The sequence below is a fragment of the Flavobacterium sp. AED genome (assembly GCF_000812945.1).
GTDB lineage: Bacteria > Bacteroidota > Bacteroidia > Flavobacteriales > Flavobacteriaceae > Flavobacterium.
On record NZ_JSYM01000001.1, the window covers coordinates 1,746,470 to 1,763,169 of the forward strand.

16 protein-coding genes are annotated in these 16,700 nt (G+C 33.9%); 6 read left to right on the forward strand and 10 right to left on the reverse strand.

Going from position 1 to position 16,700, the window contains the following annotated elements:
* Window positions 1-54: 54 nt before the first annotated feature.
* From groL to miaB, 10 genes are all read right to left on the reverse strand, one after another.
* Window positions 55-1,683, reverse strand: a complete 1,629-nt coding sequence (gene groL / locus OA85_RS07735) for a chaperonin GroEL (protein ID WP_039108955.1) — start codon at window positions 1,681-1,683, stop codon at window positions 55-57.
* Between the two features lie 80 nt (window positions 1,684-1,763).
* Window positions 1,764-2,039 (reverse strand): co-chaperone GroES, encoded by a 276-nt coding sequence (gene groES, locus OA85_RS07740; protein ID WP_035670228.1) that lies wholly within the window; start codon window positions 2,037-2,039, stop codon window positions 1,764-1,766.
* Window positions 2,040-2,174: 135 nt separating this feature from the next.
* Entirely contained in the window at window positions 2,175-2,519 is a 345-nt protein-coding gene (gene secG, locus OA85_RS07745; RefSeq protein WP_039108956.1) for a preprotein translocase subunit SecG, read from the reverse strand.
* Window positions 2,520-2,522: 3 nt separating this feature from the next.
* Window positions 2,523-3,377 (reverse strand): tetratricopeptide repeat protein, encoded by an 855-nt coding sequence (locus OA85_RS07750; RefSeq protein ID WP_039108958.1) that lies wholly within the window; start codon window positions 3,375-3,377, stop codon window positions 2,523-2,525.
* Between the two features lie 82 nt (window positions 3,378-3,459).
* A complete protein-coding gene (locus tag OA85_RS07755; protein WP_039108960.1) occupies window positions 3,460-3,963 on the reverse strand; it encodes an LptE family protein in 504 nt (167 codons plus the stop codon).
* Between the two features lie 85 nt (window positions 3,964-4,048).
* Complete coding sequence (locus tag OA85_RS07760) at window positions 4,049-5,308, reverse strand: sigma-54-dependent Fis family transcriptional regulator (protein WP_039108961.1); 1,260 nt, start codon at window positions 5,306-5,308, stop codon at window positions 4,049-4,051.
* A 123-nt stretch (window positions 5,309-5,431) separates the two neighbouring features.
* The gene (locus tag OA85_RS17385; RefSeq protein WP_156129421.1) at window positions 5,432-5,578 is read right to left on the reverse strand and encodes a hypothetical protein; all 147 of its coding nucleotides are present in this window, start codon (window positions 5,576-5,578) and stop codon (window positions 5,432-5,434) included.
* Window positions 5,579-5,684: 106 nt separating this feature from the next.
* On the reverse strand, window positions 5,685-6,056 hold the full coding sequence (locus OA85_RS07765) for a GxxExxY protein (RefSeq protein ID WP_039108962.1): 372 nt from the start codon (window positions 6,054-6,056) through the stop codon (window positions 5,685-5,687).
* 71 nt (window positions 6,057-6,127) lie between these two features.
* The gene (locus OA85_RS17735; protein ID WP_304413490.1) at window positions 6,128-6,220 is read right to left on the reverse strand and encodes a GxxExxY protein; all 93 of its coding nucleotides are present in this window, start codon (window positions 6,218-6,220) and stop codon (window positions 6,128-6,130) included.
* Window positions 6,221-6,301: 81 nt separating this feature from the next.
* On the reverse strand, window positions 6,302-7,747 hold the full coding sequence (miaB, locus tag OA85_RS07770; RefSeq protein ID WP_039108964.1) for a tRNA (N6-isopentenyl adenosine(37)-C2)-methylthiotransferase MiaB: 1,446 nt from the start codon (window positions 7,745-7,747) through the stop codon (window positions 6,302-6,304).
* A 357-nt stretch (window positions 7,748-8,104) separates the two neighbouring features.
* Here miaB and topA point away from each other — a divergent pair, with 357 nt between their 5' ends.
* The 6 genes from topA to gldN all read left to right on the forward strand — a co-directional run bounded on the left by topA (window position 8,105) and on the right by gldN (window position 16,628).
* Window positions 8,105-10,633, forward strand: coding sequence for a type I DNA topoisomerase (topA, locus tag OA85_RS07775; protein WP_039108965.1), 2,529 nt, complete (start codon window positions 8,105-8,107; stop codon window positions 10,631-10,633).
* Between the two features lie 68 nt (window positions 10,634-10,701).
* Window positions 10,702-11,853 carry a formimidoylglutamase gene (locus tag OA85_RS07780; RefSeq protein WP_039108966.1) on the forward strand — a complete coding sequence of 384 codons (1,152 nt, stop codon included), beginning with the start codon at window positions 10,702-10,704 and terminating at the stop codon, window positions 11,851-11,853.
* Between the two features lie 128 nt (window positions 11,854-11,981).
* Window positions 11,982-13,388 carry a gliding motility lipoprotein GldK gene (gene gldK / locus OA85_RS07785; RefSeq protein WP_039108969.1) on the forward strand — a complete coding sequence of 469 codons (1,407 nt, stop codon included), beginning with the start codon at window positions 11,982-11,984 and terminating at the stop codon, window positions 13,386-13,388.
* A gap of 54 nt (window positions 13,389-13,442) precedes the next feature.
* Window positions 13,443-14,093 carry a gliding motility protein GldL gene (gene gldL / locus OA85_RS07790; protein WP_039108970.1) on the forward strand — a complete coding sequence of 217 codons (651 nt, stop codon included), beginning with the start codon at window positions 13,443-13,445 and terminating at the stop codon, window positions 14,091-14,093.
* Between the two features lie 45 nt (window positions 14,094-14,138).
* A complete protein-coding gene (gene gldM, locus OA85_RS07795) occupies window positions 14,139-15,689 on the forward strand; it encodes a gliding motility protein GldM (protein WP_039108971.1) in 1,551 nt (516 codons plus the stop codon).
* Window positions 15,690-15,737: 48 nt separating this feature from the next.
* Complete coding sequence (gene gldN / locus OA85_RS07800; protein ID WP_039109448.1) at window positions 15,738-16,628, forward strand: gliding motility protein GldN; 891 nt, start codon at window positions 15,738-15,740, stop codon at window positions 16,626-16,628.
* The last annotated feature ends 72 nt before the right edge of the window (window positions 16,629-16,700 follow it).

Consider the following 16,700-nt stretch of genomic DNA (forward strand, 5'->3'; position numbering starts at 1 on the left):
AAAACTCCGTTTCAATTAAGAAACGGAGTTTTTTTATTTAAAAAGGAGAATGAATTACATCATTCCTGGCATACCACCACCCATTGGGTTTCCGCCACCATTATCTTCTTTAATATCAATCAAAGCACATTCTGTAGTTAAGATCATACCAGCTACTGAAGCAGCATTCTCTAACGCCACACGAGTTACTTTTTTAGGGTCAATAATACCTGCTTTAAGCATATCAACATACTCGTCTGTTTTTGCATTGTAGCCAAAATCACCTGAACCTTCGGCAACTTTTGCAACAACAACTGAACCTTCAAGTCCAGCATTTTCAACAATAGTTCTCAATGGAGATTCTACTGCACGAGATACAATTTGAATTCCTGTTGCTTCGTCAGCATTGTCAGCTTTAATAGTGCTAAGTGCATTTTTAGCTCTCAATAAAGCAACACCGCCACCAGCAACAATTCCTTCTTCAACAGCAGCACGAGTTGCATGAAGTGCATCATCAACTCTGTCTTTTTTCTCTTTCATTTCTACTTCAGAAGCAGCACCAACATAAAGTACAGCAACTCCACCAGCTAATTTAGCCAAACGTTCTTGCAACTTTTCTTTGTCATAATCAGAAGTTGTAGCTTCCATTTGACCTTTGATTTGGTTGACACGATTTTTGATGATGTCAGCTTCGCCAGCACCACTTACAATCGTTGTATTATCTTTATCGATAGTCACTTTTTTAGCAGTCCCTAACATTTCGATAGTTGTGTTTTCTAAAGTGTATCCTCTTTCTTCTGAAATTACAGTTCCTCCAGTTAAGATAGCAATATCTTCAAGCATAGCTTTTCTTCTGTCTCCAAAACCAGGTGCTTTTACAGCAGCGATTTTCAAGGCTCCACGTAATTTATTTACCACCAATGTAGATAATGCTTCACCATCAACATCTTCAGCAATAATCAATAATGGTTTTCCAGATTGAGCAACTGGCTCAAGAACTGGTAATAATTCTTTTAATGAAGAAACTTTTTTATCATATAAAAGGATGTAAGGATTTTCCAATTCTACTTCCATTTTTTCTGAATTAGTAACAAAATAAGGAGAAAGATATCCTCTGTCAAATTGCATACCTTCCACAACATCAACATAAGTATCTGTTCCTTTAGCCTCTTCAACTGTGATAACACCCTCTTTTCCTACTTTTGCGAAAGCAGTAGCGATTAACTCACCAATTACTTCGTCATTATTTGCAGAAATTGAAGCAATTTGTTTGATTTTTTCAGAATCACTTCCTACTACTTTTGCTTGTTTAGCTAAGTCAGCTACAATAGCTTCAACCGCTTTATCAATACCGCGTTTCAAATCCATTGGATTCGCTCCTGCAGCAACGTTTTTCAAACCTTCTTTCACGATAGCTTGTGCCAAAACAGTAGCAGTAGTAGTTCCGTCTCCAGCTAAATCATTCGTTTTAGACGCTACTTCTTTCACCATCTGAGCACCCATGTTTTCCAATGGATCTTTCAATTCAATTTCTTTTGCAACGGTAACACCATCTTTAGTAACATTTGGCCCACCAAAAGCTTTTCCAATAATTACGTTACGACCTTTTGGTCCTAGAGTTACTTTTACTGCATTTGCCAATGCATCAACACCACGTTTTAATCCGTCACGTGCTTCAATATCAAATTTTATATCTTTTGCCATTTCTTTGCTTTTTGTTTAAAGTTTAATTTGTTTAAAGTTTCAAGTTGTCTTGATACTTAATTTTTAGGACTTAATACTATTTAGATAATTGCTAAAATATCGTCTTCACGCATGATCAAATAATCTTTTCCTTCCAGTTTCAATTCAGTTCCGGCATATTTTCCGTAAAGAACAGAATCACCAATTTTCACAGTCATTGTGTGATCTTTTGTCCCGTTTCCAACTGCAACTACAGTTCCTTTTTGCGGTTTTTCTTTAGCAGTATCTGGAATAAAAATCCCTGACGCAGTTTTAGTTTCAGCTGCTACTGGTTCGATAAGAACTCTGTCTGAAAGTGGTTTAATGTTTAAAGCCATGATTTTATATATTTTTATTATTTTTATGATTGCATTTAGGATTTCAGAAATTGTGCCATCCTATTATAACTGACATATTTTCTTATAAAAAATGCCAGCTTTGACAGGCTGGCATTTAGAATAAAAAGTGTTGTTTTATTTTGCTGGATTTGTTTCAGCAGGTGTATTTTGAACTGGAGATGCTGGCGTAGCAGTTGCAGGTGCAGCAGTTCCTGTTTGTTCAATAATTTTAGAATCATTATCACTTAATGCTCCTGTAAAGCTTAAGCTAGAAAGAAGTATAAGTACAATTAAAATAGTAGCAAGTGTCCAAGTGCTTTTGTCTAAAAAATCTGTTGTTTTTTGTACACCACCTAACATTTGAGAACCACCTATAGTTGAAGATAATCCACCACCTTTAGGGTTTTGAACCATTATTACTACGATTAATAGGAAACAAACTATTGTTATTAAAACTAAAAAAATTGAAAATGTGCTCATTGTTTAATTATTGTTTTGTTGTAAAATCTTAATATCCGCTATGCGGTCTGCAAAGAAACTACTTTTTTCTGGATATTTCAAAATTAATATTTCATAAGCTTGAATCGCTTTTTGATATTTTTTTTGTTCCAAATAAACCCGTGCTAAAGTCTCCGTCATCAAATAGGAATTGTCGTCTTTATTAAGGTCAAAAGTAACTGTTGATGCAACACCATGTTTTACAGGTGAAATCTTCGGACTGGTTTCTATAAATTTATCGATTAATGCTGCTTTTTTCTTTTTGTCTTCATCTTCTATTGGTAACGTTTTAGAAGTATTTACACTTTCTGTTTCTCTAACTATAGGCTGCGTTCGGGATAATTGAAGCCATTCTTGGAAGGAATGCTTTTCACTTATGGAAAAATCCAAAGGAGTTCCAATCGCTAATTTTTCTTCTGTAGTTTTTGAATTTTCATTAGATTCTAAAGGTAAAGCTTCCTTTATAGAAGTAAGAATTGATTGTTCCAGAGTATTTATTTTGGACTCTGACTTTTCTTTCTGAATAATTAGTTCACTATCGACTACAGTAATGTCAAGAAGTTCGAGTGCTTTTTTATCATATAATCCTTTTTGAATAGCAGTAAAAGTATCTGAAGTAATAAAATCGAACAAAACGGTTCTGTCAGTCGTATGCGCGGCAGTAACTTTTAGAGCAAAATTATACTTAAAACTATTTTGGTTATAAAGACCTTTCAAACGTAAAGCTCTGGCACTTTGAAAATATGAAAATTCATCCAATACATTCCCCAACGCTTCCGTTTGCTTTTCATTGATAGCATCGGGTCTGTTTATTAAATAAGTATAATCGGTTACATTCATAAAGGTTATTCGTTTATTTGGTTATTCGTTTATTTGTTCTTCGATTAACCGAATCAACAAATTACCGAATCAACACCTCCATTTACCATTTAGCAAGGGATTCATTAAAAATATCTTGTGTTATTCTTTCGAAGATATCTTTCAAAGCACTATTCAAAGTTGATCCTACAAGTTGCTGTGTTGCCGGGTAATCGTAATAAAACTCAAATGGTTTTTCGAAATTATCCGTTTCTTTATTTTTATTGGTAAACCTAACATTTACTCTTATTTTTAATCTGTTTTGAGCCGCTTTCTGATCGGCAGTTGCGGTCATTGGGCTTATTCTATAATCTACAATCTCCCCTTCATAAGTTAAATCAGCACCACTTTTTACTAAATTTAAGTTGGTTTGATTCTGAATGATGTCTTGTAATGCGAGTGTAAAGGTTCTGTCAATTCCAGGTTCAATCAAATCTGCATTATTTTGGAAAAAATTCACCTGAAAGGTTTTCGCATCAATTTTTCCTGTTCCTGTAAAGTTGTAAACGGAGCAGCTATTGAAAGTCACTGCGATCAACAAAATAAAAATATATTTTATGTGTTTCATTTTAAATTTTAAGATTGCTTTACCAGTTCGCTAACGCTCGGGTCAAAGATATTCATTTTCAATTCACAATTTCCAATTTGAATTTTTACAAATCAAATTGTTTGATTTTTCGATACAAAGTTCTTTCGGAAATCCCCAATTCATCTGCGGCGGCTTTTCGTTTTCCTTTATTTTTTTCCAATGATTTTTTAATCATTTCAATTTCTTTCTGCTCCAATCTCAAAATTTCTTCTTCCTCTTCGATTGTTTCAGCAAATAGGTAACTATCGTCATTCTCTTGATAACGTTCTTCTTTATTTTGAGTTGTAATCAAAGCCGTTCTTGGTTCTTCTTCAAAATCTATTTCGCTGTCATTTTCTTGGGAGCCATAGATTTTTTTAATCAAATTTTGATTTGTTTCTTGCACTTTAGAACTTCCACTTTGCATTAGTTCCAAAGTAAGTTTTTTTAAGTCATGCAAATCACTTTTCATGTCAAAAAGCACTTTATACAAAATCTCTCTTTCGGTGTTGAAATCACTATCGCCTTTCTTATCTTTAATTACTGACGGCAAGTTGGTGCCTTCAGTTGGTAAATAAGATTGTAAAGTCGCAGCCGAAATTTCGCGATTTGTTTCCAAAACCGAAATTTGTTCCGCAACGTTTCTCAATTGACGGATATTACCACTCCAGCGAAATTTTTGCAAAACAGCAACAGCACTTTCGTCTAATTTTAATGGAGGCATCTTGTATTTATGTGCAAAATCAGAAGCAAATTTTCTAAATAACAAGTGAATATCTTCTTTTCGTTCTCGCAACGGAGGTAAAGTAATATCTACTGTGCTTAATCGGTAATACAAATCTTCACGGAATTTCCCTTTTTCGATAGCATTAAATAAATTAACATTGGTAGCAGCTACAATGCGTACATCTGTTTTTTGCACTTGTGAAGAACCTACTTTTATGAATTCACCATTTTCCAAAACACGAAGTAACCGCACTTGAGTAGTCAAAGGCAATTCACCTACTTCATCAAGGAAAATCGTTCCACCGTCAGCCACTTCAAAATATCCTTCGCGTGTGTTAGTTGCACCAGTAAAAGCTCCTTTTTCATGTCCAAAAAGTTCACTGTCAATCGTTCCTTCAGGAATTGCACCGCAGTTTACTGCAATGTATTTTCCATGTTTTCTATGCGAAAGTGAATGAATAATTCTGGGGATATTCTCTTTTCCAACACCACTTTCACCTGCCACTAATACCGAAATATCAGTAGGGGCAACTTGAATGGCTTTTTCTATGGCACGATTGAGCTTTGGGTCATTCCCAATAATCTCAAATCGTTGTTTTATAGCTTGAACTGATTCCATATTGTCATTGCGAGGCACGAAGCAATCTCATTAATGTTGTTTTTTAACCATTCCCGATAGCTATCGGATTCACGAATTATTAAAATTAATTTTCGTTTAATACTATATTCGATTCGTAAGAATCTATTGCTTTGGTTTTGTAAGTGTATCTTTCATGGGAGCTGTTTTTTCAACTTTATGTTTTGGGAAATAGGTTCTAATGATATAGAATGTAACCCCAAATCCAATTATAAAAGTAACTAAACCAATTATTATATTTTTTTTTGACATCTTATTTTATTTTTTTTTTAATATCAAATGAATTAAAACACTTTTTAATTCATTAGTTTTTTTAGCCACAGATTAAAAAGATTTTCACAGATTTGTTTAATCTTCTTTATAACGCATATCTTTTATATTGTAAAGATTTATTTTGAAAATTAACTAATAATCCAATTTCTGAATCTGCTAATTTCAAATAGTTTAAAATTTGTGCAATATGTTCGTTGCAGAATTCTTTTACAGCTTTTATTTCTAATACAATATCTTCACAAACAATAAAATCGGCAATAAATTTACTACGCAAAATCTCACCTTTATAGTCAATCGAAAATTCTTTTTCTCTTTCGTAAGGAATATTGTTTAGCTTAAATTCTACTTCTAAAGCGTCTTTGTAAACAATTTCTAATAATCCTGGACCAAGAATTCTATGTACTTCCATACAAATCCCTATAATTTTATAAGTTTCCTGTTCTCTGTATCCTTCTATAAAACATCTTGTTTTTTTGCCACAGATTAAAAATATTTCAAAAAATCTGTGAAAATCTTTTTAATCTGTGGCTAAATTTCTAATAATCCTGGACCAAGAATTCTATGTACTTCCATACAAATCCCTATAATTTTATAAGTTTCCTGTTCTCTGTATCCTTCCATAAAACATCTTGTTTTTTTTGCCACAGATTAAAAATATTTCAAAAAATCTGTGAAAATCTTTTTTAATCTGTGGCTAAATTTCTAATTCATTTCGCTTAAACCAACTGCTTCTCCTTTTAAAGTTCCACTGGTACAACTCAAAATTTTCACATTGACAAAATCTCCAATCTTATAATTTTCTTTAGGGAAAACAACGGTAATACTTTGTGAATTTCTTCCGGAAAACTCTTCTGTTGATTTTTTGGATACTTTTTCTACTAAAACTTCTACAGTTTGACCAATAAATTCTTCACTGCGTAACCAAGCGTGTTTTTGTTGTAAATCGACAATTTCCTGCAATCTTCTCGCCTTTGTTTCTTCGGTAACATCATCTTCCATTTTTCTTCCAGCCAAAGTTCCAGGACGTTCAGAATAGGAATACATATAACCAAAATTATACTTCACATATTCCATCAAGCTCATTGTGTCTTGATGATCTTGTTCGGTTTCTGTTGGGAAACCTGCAATCATGTCTTGTGAAATAGAGCCGTTCGGAATGATGGTTCTGATTTTGTCAATCAAAGTCATGTATTCTTCCCGCGTGTGCAAACGGTTCATTTCTTTTAGGATTCTATTGCTTCCAGATTGGACAGGCAAGTGAATATGCTTACATATATTAGGATGTTTTGCAATCACATGTAAAATACTTTCGTGCATGTCTTGAGGATTGGATGTCGAAAAGCGAATGCGCATTTTTGGAAAACCAACCGCTACCATTTCTAGTAATTGGTCGAAATCTACTGCTGTTGCTTTTTGCATTTCGGTAGCATTTTCGAAGTCTTTTTTCAAACCACCACCATACCACAAGTAACTATCCACATTCTGGCCTAAAAGTGTAATTTCCTTAAAACCTTTGTCCCACAAATCCTGAATTTCCTTCATGATACTTTGCGGTTCACGACTGCGTTCTCGTCCTCGGGTGAAAGGCACCACGCAAAACGTACACATATTATCGCAACCACGTGTTATAGACACCAAAGCCGTAATTCCGTTGCTCATCAATCGCACAGGCGAAATATCCCCATAAGTCTCATCTTTCGACAAAATCACGTTAATCGCATCGCGTCCTTCTTCTACTTCTTGCAAAAGGTTTGGTAAATCTTTATAGGCATCAGGACCCACAACTAGGTCTACAATTTTTTCTTCTTCCAGAAATTGACTTTTCAAACGCTCGGCCATACAGCCCAAAACGCCTACTTTCATTTTTGGATTAATGCGTTTCACGGCATTGTATTTCTCTAAACGTTTGCGAATCGTTTGTTCCGCTTTGTCCCGAATAGAACAGGTATTTACCAAAACTAAATCGGCTTCCTCCAGCACTTGTGTTGTATTATATCCGTTTCCAGATAAAATAGAAGCTACGATTTCACTGTCTGAAAAATTCATCGCACAGCCATAACTTTCTATAAATAATTTTTTGGTATTCTCGGGTTTATGTTCTAGAACAAGACTTTCGCCTTGTTTACTTTCTTCAATAATCTTTTCCATCCTATGTTTTCAAAGCACAAAGATAACGCAATTGAAATAAATATGACAAGATGTCAGACGAAGAATTAACACTATTTTAAGGCATTGTTTCTGGGGAGCTATTTCCCGCTTTCCGTTACAAGTCCTCGCAAAAAAAAGTAAAAGTTTCCAAAGTCCTAAAAAGAGCTTCCGTTGGTCGCTTTTTTAGAATAGGAAACTTTTACTTTTTTGCTCCGGGCTTTTCACTGCAGTCGGGGCTAAAAAACAGTCGAGTATGGCTATAACTTACCTATTAATGGTTGTGAAATAGTTCAAAAATAAAATCAAAAGCCCGATATTTAAAAAAAATAGATACTTTTGTCCCAGAAAAATAGAGTAATGGCAAAGAATTTAGTTATAGTTGAGTCCCCTGCAAAGGCAAAAACAATCGAGAAATTTCTAGGAAGTGATTTTCAAGTGGAGTCCAGTTATGGACATATTGCTGACTTGCCTTCCAAGGAAATTGGTGTAGATGTAGAAAATGGTTTCAAACCTAAATATGAAGTTTCTGCCGATAAAAAAGCATTGGTCACCAAATTAAAAGGATTAGCAAAGAAAGCTGAAATGGTTTGGTTAGCAAGTGATGAGGATCGCGAGGGTGAAGCTATTTCTTGGCATTTAGCCGAAGAATTAAAATTAGACAAAAATAAAACCAAGCGAATTGTTTTTCACGAAATCACTAAAACTGCGATTTTAAAAGCGATTGATAATCCACGTGAAATCGATTATAATTTAGTCAATGCACAACAAGCACGTCGTGTTTTGGATAGATTGGTTGGTTATGAATTGTCTCCTGTACTTTGGAGAAAAATAAAAGGGGGACTTTCTGCCGGTCGTGTACAATCGGTTTCTGTTCGTTTAATTGTAGAGCGTGAAAGAGAAATTCAAAATTTCAAAGCCATTGCGACGTATTCTATTGTGGCTGAATTCACTAATGAATCCGGAAAAACATTCAAAGCCAAACTGCCTAAAAATTTCAATACTAAAAAAGAAGCCGAAGATTTTTTAAATAAAAATGTAGGTTCTACATATAAGGTAGCTGATTTAGAGACAAAACCTACCAAAAAATCACCAACTGGACCTTTTACAACTTCGACTTTACAACAAGAAGCGGCGAGAAAATTGTATTTACCTGTTGGAATTACTATGCAACTCGCACAACGTTTATATGAAGCTGGACTTATTACTTATATGAGAACGGATAGTGTGAACTTATCGAAAGATGCAATGGAAGCTGCTGAAGCTGAAATTATAAAATCCTACGGAAAAGAATTTTCTAAACCTCGAACTTTTGTTAATAAAAGCAAAGGCGCACAAGAAGCGCACGAGGCAATTCGTCCAACGGATATGTCACGTCACACGGTAAATATCGATAGAGATCAAGCGCGTTTGTATGATTTGATCTGGAAAAGAACCTTGGCTTCGCAAATGAGTGATGCACAATTGGAGCGTACTAACGTAAAAATTGAAGCGAACAATCATGGTGAAATTTTCACTGCATCTGGAGAAGTTTTACTTTTTGAAGGTTTCTTGAAAGTGTATCTTGAAGGTCATGATGACGATGAAGAGGAGCAAGAAGGAATGTTGCCTGCGATGAAAGTCAACGAAAAATTGCAAAACAATTATATTACAGCAACAGAAAGATATTCAAGAGCTGCAGCAAGATATACCGAAGCTTCTTTGGTAAAAAAATTAGAAGAATTAGGAATTGGCCGTCCTTCTACTTATGCACCAACAATTTCTACCATTATCAACAGAAATTATGTTGAGAAAGGAAATCTTGACGGACAAGAAAGAAATTATACACAATTGACTTTACAATCTGGAAAAGTAGGAGAGAAGTTATTGAAAGAAAATACAGGTTCCGATAAAGGAAAATTAGTTCCTACAGATATTGGAACTATAGTTACCGATTTCTTGGTTAAGAATTTCGGAAACATTCTCGATTATAATTTCACTGCAAAAGTGGAACAGGATTTTGATGAAATTGCAGAAGGGAATATTGTTTGGACAAAAATGATGCAAGAGTTCTACGATAAATTTCACCCAACAGTGAAAGATGTAGAGGCTAATGCGGATAGAGAAAGCGGTGAAAGAATTCTGGGAACAGATCCAAAAACGGGGAAACCAGTTTCGGTACGTTTAGGGAAATTTGGACCCATGGCTCAAATTGGAGCTGCAGACGATGAAGAGAAAAAGTTTGCCAGTTTAATGTCAGATCAAAATATTGGAAATATTACTTTAGAGGAAACTTTAAATTTATTTTTGTTGCCAAAAAATCTTGGACAGTATAAAGACGAGGAAGTTGAAGTGAGTAATGGTCGTTTCGGTCCTTATATTCGCCATGGAGCTGCTTTTGTTTCTTTGCCAAAAGGAGAAAATCCTTTGGACGTAGATTTTGAAAGAGCAAAAGAATTAATTGACGAAAAAGCAATAGCAGATGCGCCAATTGCAGTTTATAAAGGAGAAGGTGTTCAGAAAGGTGTGGGTCGTTTTGGTCCGTTTATCAAATGGAACGGTTTGTTTATAAATGTGAGCAAGAAATATAATTTTGATAATTTATCACAATCAGATGTTGAAGAATTGATTGAAGATAAATTGCAAAAAAATATTGATAAGGTTTTACATAACTGGGAAGAGGAAGGAATTTTAGTTGAAAAGGCCCGTTGGGGACGTTCGGTTATTACCAAAGGAAAAATCAAAATTGAATTAAGTAAAGATGTTGATGCCACAAAATTAACATTAGCAGAAGTTCAGGAAATGATTGCCAAGAAAACTCCGGCTAAAAAAGTAGCAGCTAAAAAAGCTCCGGCTAAGAAAGCTGTTGCTAAAACTGCCGTTAAGAAACCAGTAGCCAAAAAGAAATAAGTATAAATACATTCCATCCCCTTCCCTTCCCAAAGGGAAGGGAAGGGGATGGAAAAAAGAAATAAGATATGGAGTTTGATTTTCTGAAACCCGTAGACGATGAAATCCTTAGTTATATAAACGGATTGACTTCCCAACAGTTGGGAAGTAAAATAGTTTTGCATACCAATGAACAGTTTCCGGATTTAAATAAGATTAAAATTGCTGTAATTGGCGTTTTAGAAAACCAAGGAGATAAAAAAGCTGTTTCTGATGTTGATTTAATACCGCTTAGAAAAGAGCTGTATGGATTGTTTCCTGGAAATTGGGATGCTTCAATTGCAGATTTGGGTGATATTCTTGCTGGTAATTCGGTTGAGGATACTTATTTTGCACTAAAGAAAGTTGTTGCAAGTCTAATCAAGAAAAGGATTACTCCTATAGTTATTGGAGGTTCTCAAGATTTGACGTATGCACTTTACAGAGCCTATGATGATTTAGAACAAATGGTCAATTTAGTTTCCATTGATAATAAATTTGATTTTGGGAAAGATGAAGAAGCCGTTTCAGCTTCTTCTTATTTGACAAAAATAATTGTAGACGAACCTAATAATCTTTTTAACTATTGTAATATTGGGTATCAAACGTATTTTAATTCGCAGGAAGAAATTGATTTGATCGAAAAATTATTTTTCGATGGTTATAGATTGGGTGAGATTTCGAATAATATTGCTCTTGCGGAACCTGTTTTTAGAGATGCGGATTTAGTGAGTATCGATTTAAATTCAATTAAGTCCTCTGATTCAGGAAATTTTGTTTCATTTGCACCTAATGGTTTCAATGGTAAAGAAATATGTTCTTTATCCAGATATGCAGGAATAAGTGATAAAGTATCTTCTTTTGGGATATTTAATCATAATAATTCGGTACAGGAATCGGTTATTATTGCACAGATAATCTGGTATTTTATAGAAGGGTTTCATTATCGTTCTAATGAATATCCGTTTGGAAGCAAGGAAAATTATTTGAAATATATCGTTCCATTAGAGGAAGAGGAACTTGTTTTCTATAAAAGTGATAAAACTGATCGTTGGTGGATAGAAATACCATTTATTTCAAACAGTAATAATAAATTAAAGAGAAATACGTTATTACCGTGTTCCTACGATGAATATTTATTGGCATGCAATCAAGAATTACCTGAAAGATGGTGGAAAGCACAAAGAAAAAATATCATTTAGAATAATTTTTTACTTATTTATTATTTTTTTATAAAAAACACGTTGTTTACTGTAAAAAAATTGTTTTTGTAAAAAATAATAAATAGGTTTACACACTTAAAAATAATGAATAGTTAACCCAAATTTATATGAAGAAGTTCATTGCATTTACGGCAATTTTGACCCTATTAATTAGCTGTGGTAAATCAAGCGACAAAGGAGAATTAGTAGGTGTCAATGGTGGGAAATGGCATCCTGAGAAACCTTATGGAATGACATTGGTTCCTGGAGGTGCTTTTACTATGGGTAAATCAGACGATGATTTAGCTGATGTTGAGGATGCACCAACAAAAACGGTAACTGTTCGTTCTTTTTATATGGATGAAACTGAAATTACAAATAGTGAGTACCGTCAATTTGTAGAATGGGTAAAAGATTCTACGATGAGAGTTCGATTAGCAATTCTTGCTGACGAAAGTGGTCAAAAAGCAGGAGATGGAAAAGGCAAAGGTAAAAATTCTGGTAGTATTGGAGATTTTGCTTTTAATGATTCAGATCCTGAAAAGATGACCGCGTACGATAAATATATGTATGATAACTATTACAGTGTAGGTACCGCTGATGATCCTTATGCTGGTAGAAAATTGAATAAAAAAGTAAAATTAATCAAAGATACTAAGTTGTATCCGGATGAGTATTATACTGAGGTTATGGATTCTATGTATTTGCCAATAGAAGCTTCTTACAATGGATTGCGTACTATAGATGTAAATAAATTGAAATTCCGTTATTCTTGGATGGATATTCAGGCTGCTGCCAAAGCTAAAGTTGGTAAAAGAAAAGATTTTATTAAAACTGAAGAAGTAAACGTGTATCCTGACACCACTGTTTGGATTAAAGATTTTGCTTATTCTTACAATGAGCCAATGCATAATGACTATTTCTGGCACAAAGCATATGGAGATTATCCAGTTGTAGGTGTAAAATGGACCCAAGCAAAAGCTTTTTGTGCTTGGAGAACTTTAAATAAAAATACATACATAAAATCTAAAAAGAAAGGACATGATCTAATCAATTCTTTCAGATTACCTACTGAAGCTGAATGGGAGTATTCTGCTAGAGGTGGTTTAGAATCTGCAACATATCCTTGGGGTGGTCCGTATACTAAAAATGACAGAGGTTGTTTTCTTGCTAATTTCAAACCTAACAGAGGTGATTATGCAGCAGACCAAGCGTTATATACTGTAGAGGCAAAATCGTATGAACCAAATGGTTATAATTTGTATAACATGGCAGGAAACGTTTCGGAATGGACGGATTCTTCTTATGATCCAAATGCATATGAATATGTTTCTTCAATGAATCCAAATGTTCTGGATGCTTCAAACAAACGTAAAGTGGTTCGTGGAGGTTCTTGGAAAGATGTTGCTTATTTCCTACAAGTAAGCACAAGAGATTATGAATATGCTGATTCGGCAAGAAGCTATATTGGTTTTAGAACTGTTCAGGATTACATGGGAATTCAAACTACCGGAAAAACTAAAAGAGGCAAATAATAAATAATTATAAAAGAAACCAAATCTTTAAATCTAACCCCAAAAAAAATTATTATGGCATTACTTAGCAAAAAAACAATGAATTTCGCATACGGAATGGGTGCGGCAGTTGTAATTATTGGTGCATTATTCAAAATTACTCACCTTGAATTCGGTTTTATAACTGGAAATTTAATGCTAACAATTGGACTTGTTGTAGAAGCTGCAATTTTTGCTCTTTCTGCATTTGAACCAGTTGATGATGAATTAGATTGGACATTGGTTTATCCAGAACTTGCTAATGGTAAATCTACAGGACTAAAGAAAGCAAAAGTAGAAACTCCTTCTGATGCTCAGGGATTGTTATCTCAAAAACTAGATGCTATGTTAAAAGATGCTAAAATTGACGGAGAATTAATGTCAAGTTTAGGAAACAGCATTAAAAATTTCGAATCAGCAGCAAAAGGAATTGCACCTACCGTAGATTCAATTGCTTCAACTAAAAAATATAGTGAAGAGTTGACTTTGGCTGCAGCCCAAATGGAATCTTTGAACAGTTTATATAAAATACAATTGCAAAGCGCTTCAAGAAATGCACAAATCAATGAAGAAGTTGCTGAAAATAACTTAAAATTAAAAGACCAAATGCAGTCTTTGACATCTAATTTGTCATCACTTAACAGTGTATACGGAGGAATGCTTTCTGCAATGAACAACAAAGGATAATTAGTTTCAAACGATATAAAAATAACAAACTAATTAGTAGAAAATATGGCAGGAGGAAAACTAACCCCTAGACAGAAGATGATAAACCTGATGTACTTGGTTTTTATCGCAATGTTAGCATTAAATATGTCCAAAGAAGTATTATCTGCTTTTGGGATTTTGAATAATAAAATAGTAGAGTCTAACTCTATAACAGATACCAGAAATGAAAGTTCATTTCTACAGTTATCGCAAAAAGCAGTGGATCAACCGGGGCAGTTTGGTGATAAAAAAGCTAAAGTTGAAAAAATTAGAGCCTTGTCTAAAGATTTTAATGATTATTTAGAAAATATAAAAACTACTGTTACCAAGAAATTTGTGAGAGATTCACAAGGAAATTTGCCATACGAGCAAATGGATAAAGGGGATTTAATTGATAGGAAATTTTTTACAGGTGATAGAGTTTCAAAGGAAGGTCAAGAGTTTTTAGATAGAATTAATAATTTTTCAACTCAAATCAAACAAATTGGAGGAAGTTCAATTGCTGATTCTGAAATGAAAAAAATTGAAGCTAGATTTGCAACTAATCCAGTTTATTCTGAAAAAGCGGGTGCAAAATTACCTTGGATTGATTATAACTATAAGGGATTTCCACTTATTGCTACAATTACAAAATTGTCTCAATTACAAGCGGATATCAAGACAACTGAAAGCGATGTAATGACCGGAATGTTCCAATCAGATTTAGTTGCTGCAGCCTCTCTTACTGCTTATCAACCGATAGTAGTTCTTGAAAAATCAGTTTTCTTTCAAGGAGAAACTGTTCAAGGAAAAGTTATATTAGGTAAGTTTGACCCATCATTAAGAGCTAAATCAGTTATAGTAAATGGTTCAAGTTTACAAGCTGAGGCTGGTCAAGCAAAGTTCTCATTTGGAGCGGGTAACATTGGAGAACACCCGATTGGTGGTTCATTCAATTTTGAAGAAAATGGAAAATTAGTTCCGCTTGCAATACAAAAAAGTTCTTACGTTGTTGTCCCAAGACCAAAATCAGCTACTATTTCTGCTGATAAAATGAATGTTGTTTATAGAGGTGTTGTAAATCCTATGACTATTTCCTTTGCGGGAGTATCTGCGGATAAAGTTTCGGCTAGCGCTCCAGGATTAAGTTCTGCAGGTGGTGGTAAGTACAATATGAGTCCAGGTGCTGGTTCTGAAACAGTAATTAATGTTACTGCAACTCTTCCTGATGGTTCTAAAGTTTCTGATAAAAAATCTTTTAGAATTAAAGGAATTCCAGGTCCTACAGGTACTATACGTGGTGAAATGGGTGTTGTAAAAGGTCCTAAATCAAATTTACAAGTTGCTACAATTGGAGCTAAATTAGTTGATTTTGACTTTGAAGTTGGTTTGGATGTCGTTGGTTTTAATTTGAAAGTAACAGGTCAGCCTACTGTAGTTGTACAAGGAAATAAGTTGAATGCACAGTGTAATGCAGTTCTTTCTAAAGCAGTTAGAGGTGATCAAGTTACCATTTCTGAAATTAAAACTAAACTTGTTGGTGCAGGTAGTTATTTATTACCAAGAACAGCTCCAGTAATTTTTGAAATACAATAATAAGTAGTTTTAATAAAAACTGCTTCATTAACTTATAATGAAAACATGATGAATGTAAGAAATTTTTTGATTGCTATTATCTCTGTCACTTGGAGTTTTGCATCTGTAGCACAATCTAATTTGCTGAATGCTAAAACACCAGATCAAATTGGTCTTAAGTCTGCTGCACAGCTGATTTCTGATAATGACAAACCATTAGCTTATGGTTATGTGCATGATAGAGATGTCTTGATGGGTAAAACAACGTGGGAAATAATCGATTTAAGTGAAAAGATTAATTTTGCATTGTATTTTCCAATTGATACAGCTAATATCGGTTCAGATAGAAGATCATTGTATGATGTCTTGACAAAAGCAATGAGAAATGGTAAAATAACGGAAGTTTATACTGATAGTTATTTTAACACTAAAAAATCGATGCAAGATATTCAGGCTTCATTGACTCGTATTGATACAACGGATGCAGGAAGAGAACAAATAAATGCTGGTGCTCAGATTTCACCGGAGTATATTTTAAAATCAGATCTAACTGCTCAAGATGTTACTCAGTATAAAATTAAAGGATACTGGTATTTTGATAAGCGTCAAAGTGAATTGAAGTATCGTTTACTTGGAATTTGTCCAGTGACTCCAGATGTTTTTACAATGAACAGTGATGAAAAAGATTATATTGAATTATTTTGGATCTTTTTCCCAGCTGCAAGAGATGTTTTACATGAAGCAAAAGCCTTCAATGATAAAAATTCTGCAATGCCGGTTTCTTTTGATCAAATATTAAATTCAAGACGTTTCAATAGTGTAATTTACAAAGAAGAAAACGTTTACGGAGACAGATCTATTGCTGAATATATGAAAGATAATGCTCAGAATCAATTGTTAGAGTCTGAGAGAGTGAAAGAAAAAATTCGCAATTTCGAACAAGATATGTGGAATTATTAATTCTCATTTTAAATAAAAAGAAAAACTCTTACTGTAATGGTAAGAGTTTTTTTGTTTTAAAGTGTTTACTTT

What these genes read in the sequence shown, in the direction of transcription:
- miaB (WP_039108964.1), bottom strand. Translation starts at nt 7,747, where the DNA reads ATGGAAAAGATTATTGAAGAAAGTAAACAAGGCGAAAGTCTTGTTCTA.
- topA (WP_039108965.1), top strand. Translation starts at nt 8,105, where the DNA reads ATGGCAAAGAATTTAGTTATAGTTGAGTCCCCTGCAAAGGCAAAAACA.
- OA85_RS07750 (WP_039108958.1), bottom strand. Translation starts at nt 3,377, where the DNA reads ATGAATGTAACCGATTATACTTATTTAATAAACAGACCCGATGCTATC.
- OA85_RS17735 (WP_304413490.1), bottom strand. Translation starts at nt 6,220, where the DNA reads ATGGAAGGATACAGAGAACAGGAAACTTATAAAATTATAGGGATTTGT.
- gldL (WP_039108970.1), top strand. Translation starts at nt 13,443, where the DNA reads ATGGCATTACTTAGCAAAAAAACAATGAATTTCGCATACGGAATGGGT.
- groL (WP_039108955.1), bottom strand. Translation starts at nt 1,683, where the DNA reads ATGGCAAAAGATATAAAATTTGATATTGAAGCACGTGACGGATTAAAA.
- groES (WP_035670228.1), bottom strand. Translation starts at nt 2,039, where the DNA reads ATGGCTTTAAACATTAAACCACTTTCAGACAGAGTTCTTATCGAACCA.
- gldK (WP_039108969.1), top strand. Translation starts at nt 11,982, where the DNA reads ATGAAGAAGTTCATTGCATTTACGGCAATTTTGACCCTATTAATTAGC.
- secG (WP_039108956.1), bottom strand. Translation starts at nt 2,519, where the DNA reads ATGAGCACATTTTCAATTTTTTTAGTTTTAATAACAATAGTTTGTTTC.
- OA85_RS07755 (WP_039108960.1), bottom strand. Translation starts at nt 3,963, where the DNA reads ATGAAACACATAAAATATATTTTTATTTTGTTGATCGCAGTGACTTTC.
- OA85_RS07760 (WP_039108961.1), bottom strand. Translation starts at nt 5,308, where the DNA reads ATGGAATCAGTTCAAGCTATAAAACAACGATTTGAGATTATTGGGAAT.
- gldM (WP_039108971.1), top strand. Translation starts at nt 14,139, where the DNA reads ATGGCAGGAGGAAAACTAACCCCTAGACAGAAGATGATAAACCTGATG.
- OA85_RS07780 (WP_039108966.1), top strand. Translation starts at nt 10,702, where the DNA reads ATGGAGTTTGATTTTCTGAAACCCGTAGACGATGAAATCCTTAGTTAT.
- gldN (WP_039109448.1), top strand. Translation starts at nt 15,738, where the DNA reads ATGAATGTAAGAAATTTTTTGATTGCTATTATCTCTGTCACTTGGAGT.
- OA85_RS17385 (WP_156129421.1), bottom strand. Translation starts at nt 5,578, where the DNA reads ATGTCAAAAAAAAATATAATAATTGGTTTAGTTACTTTTATAATTGGA.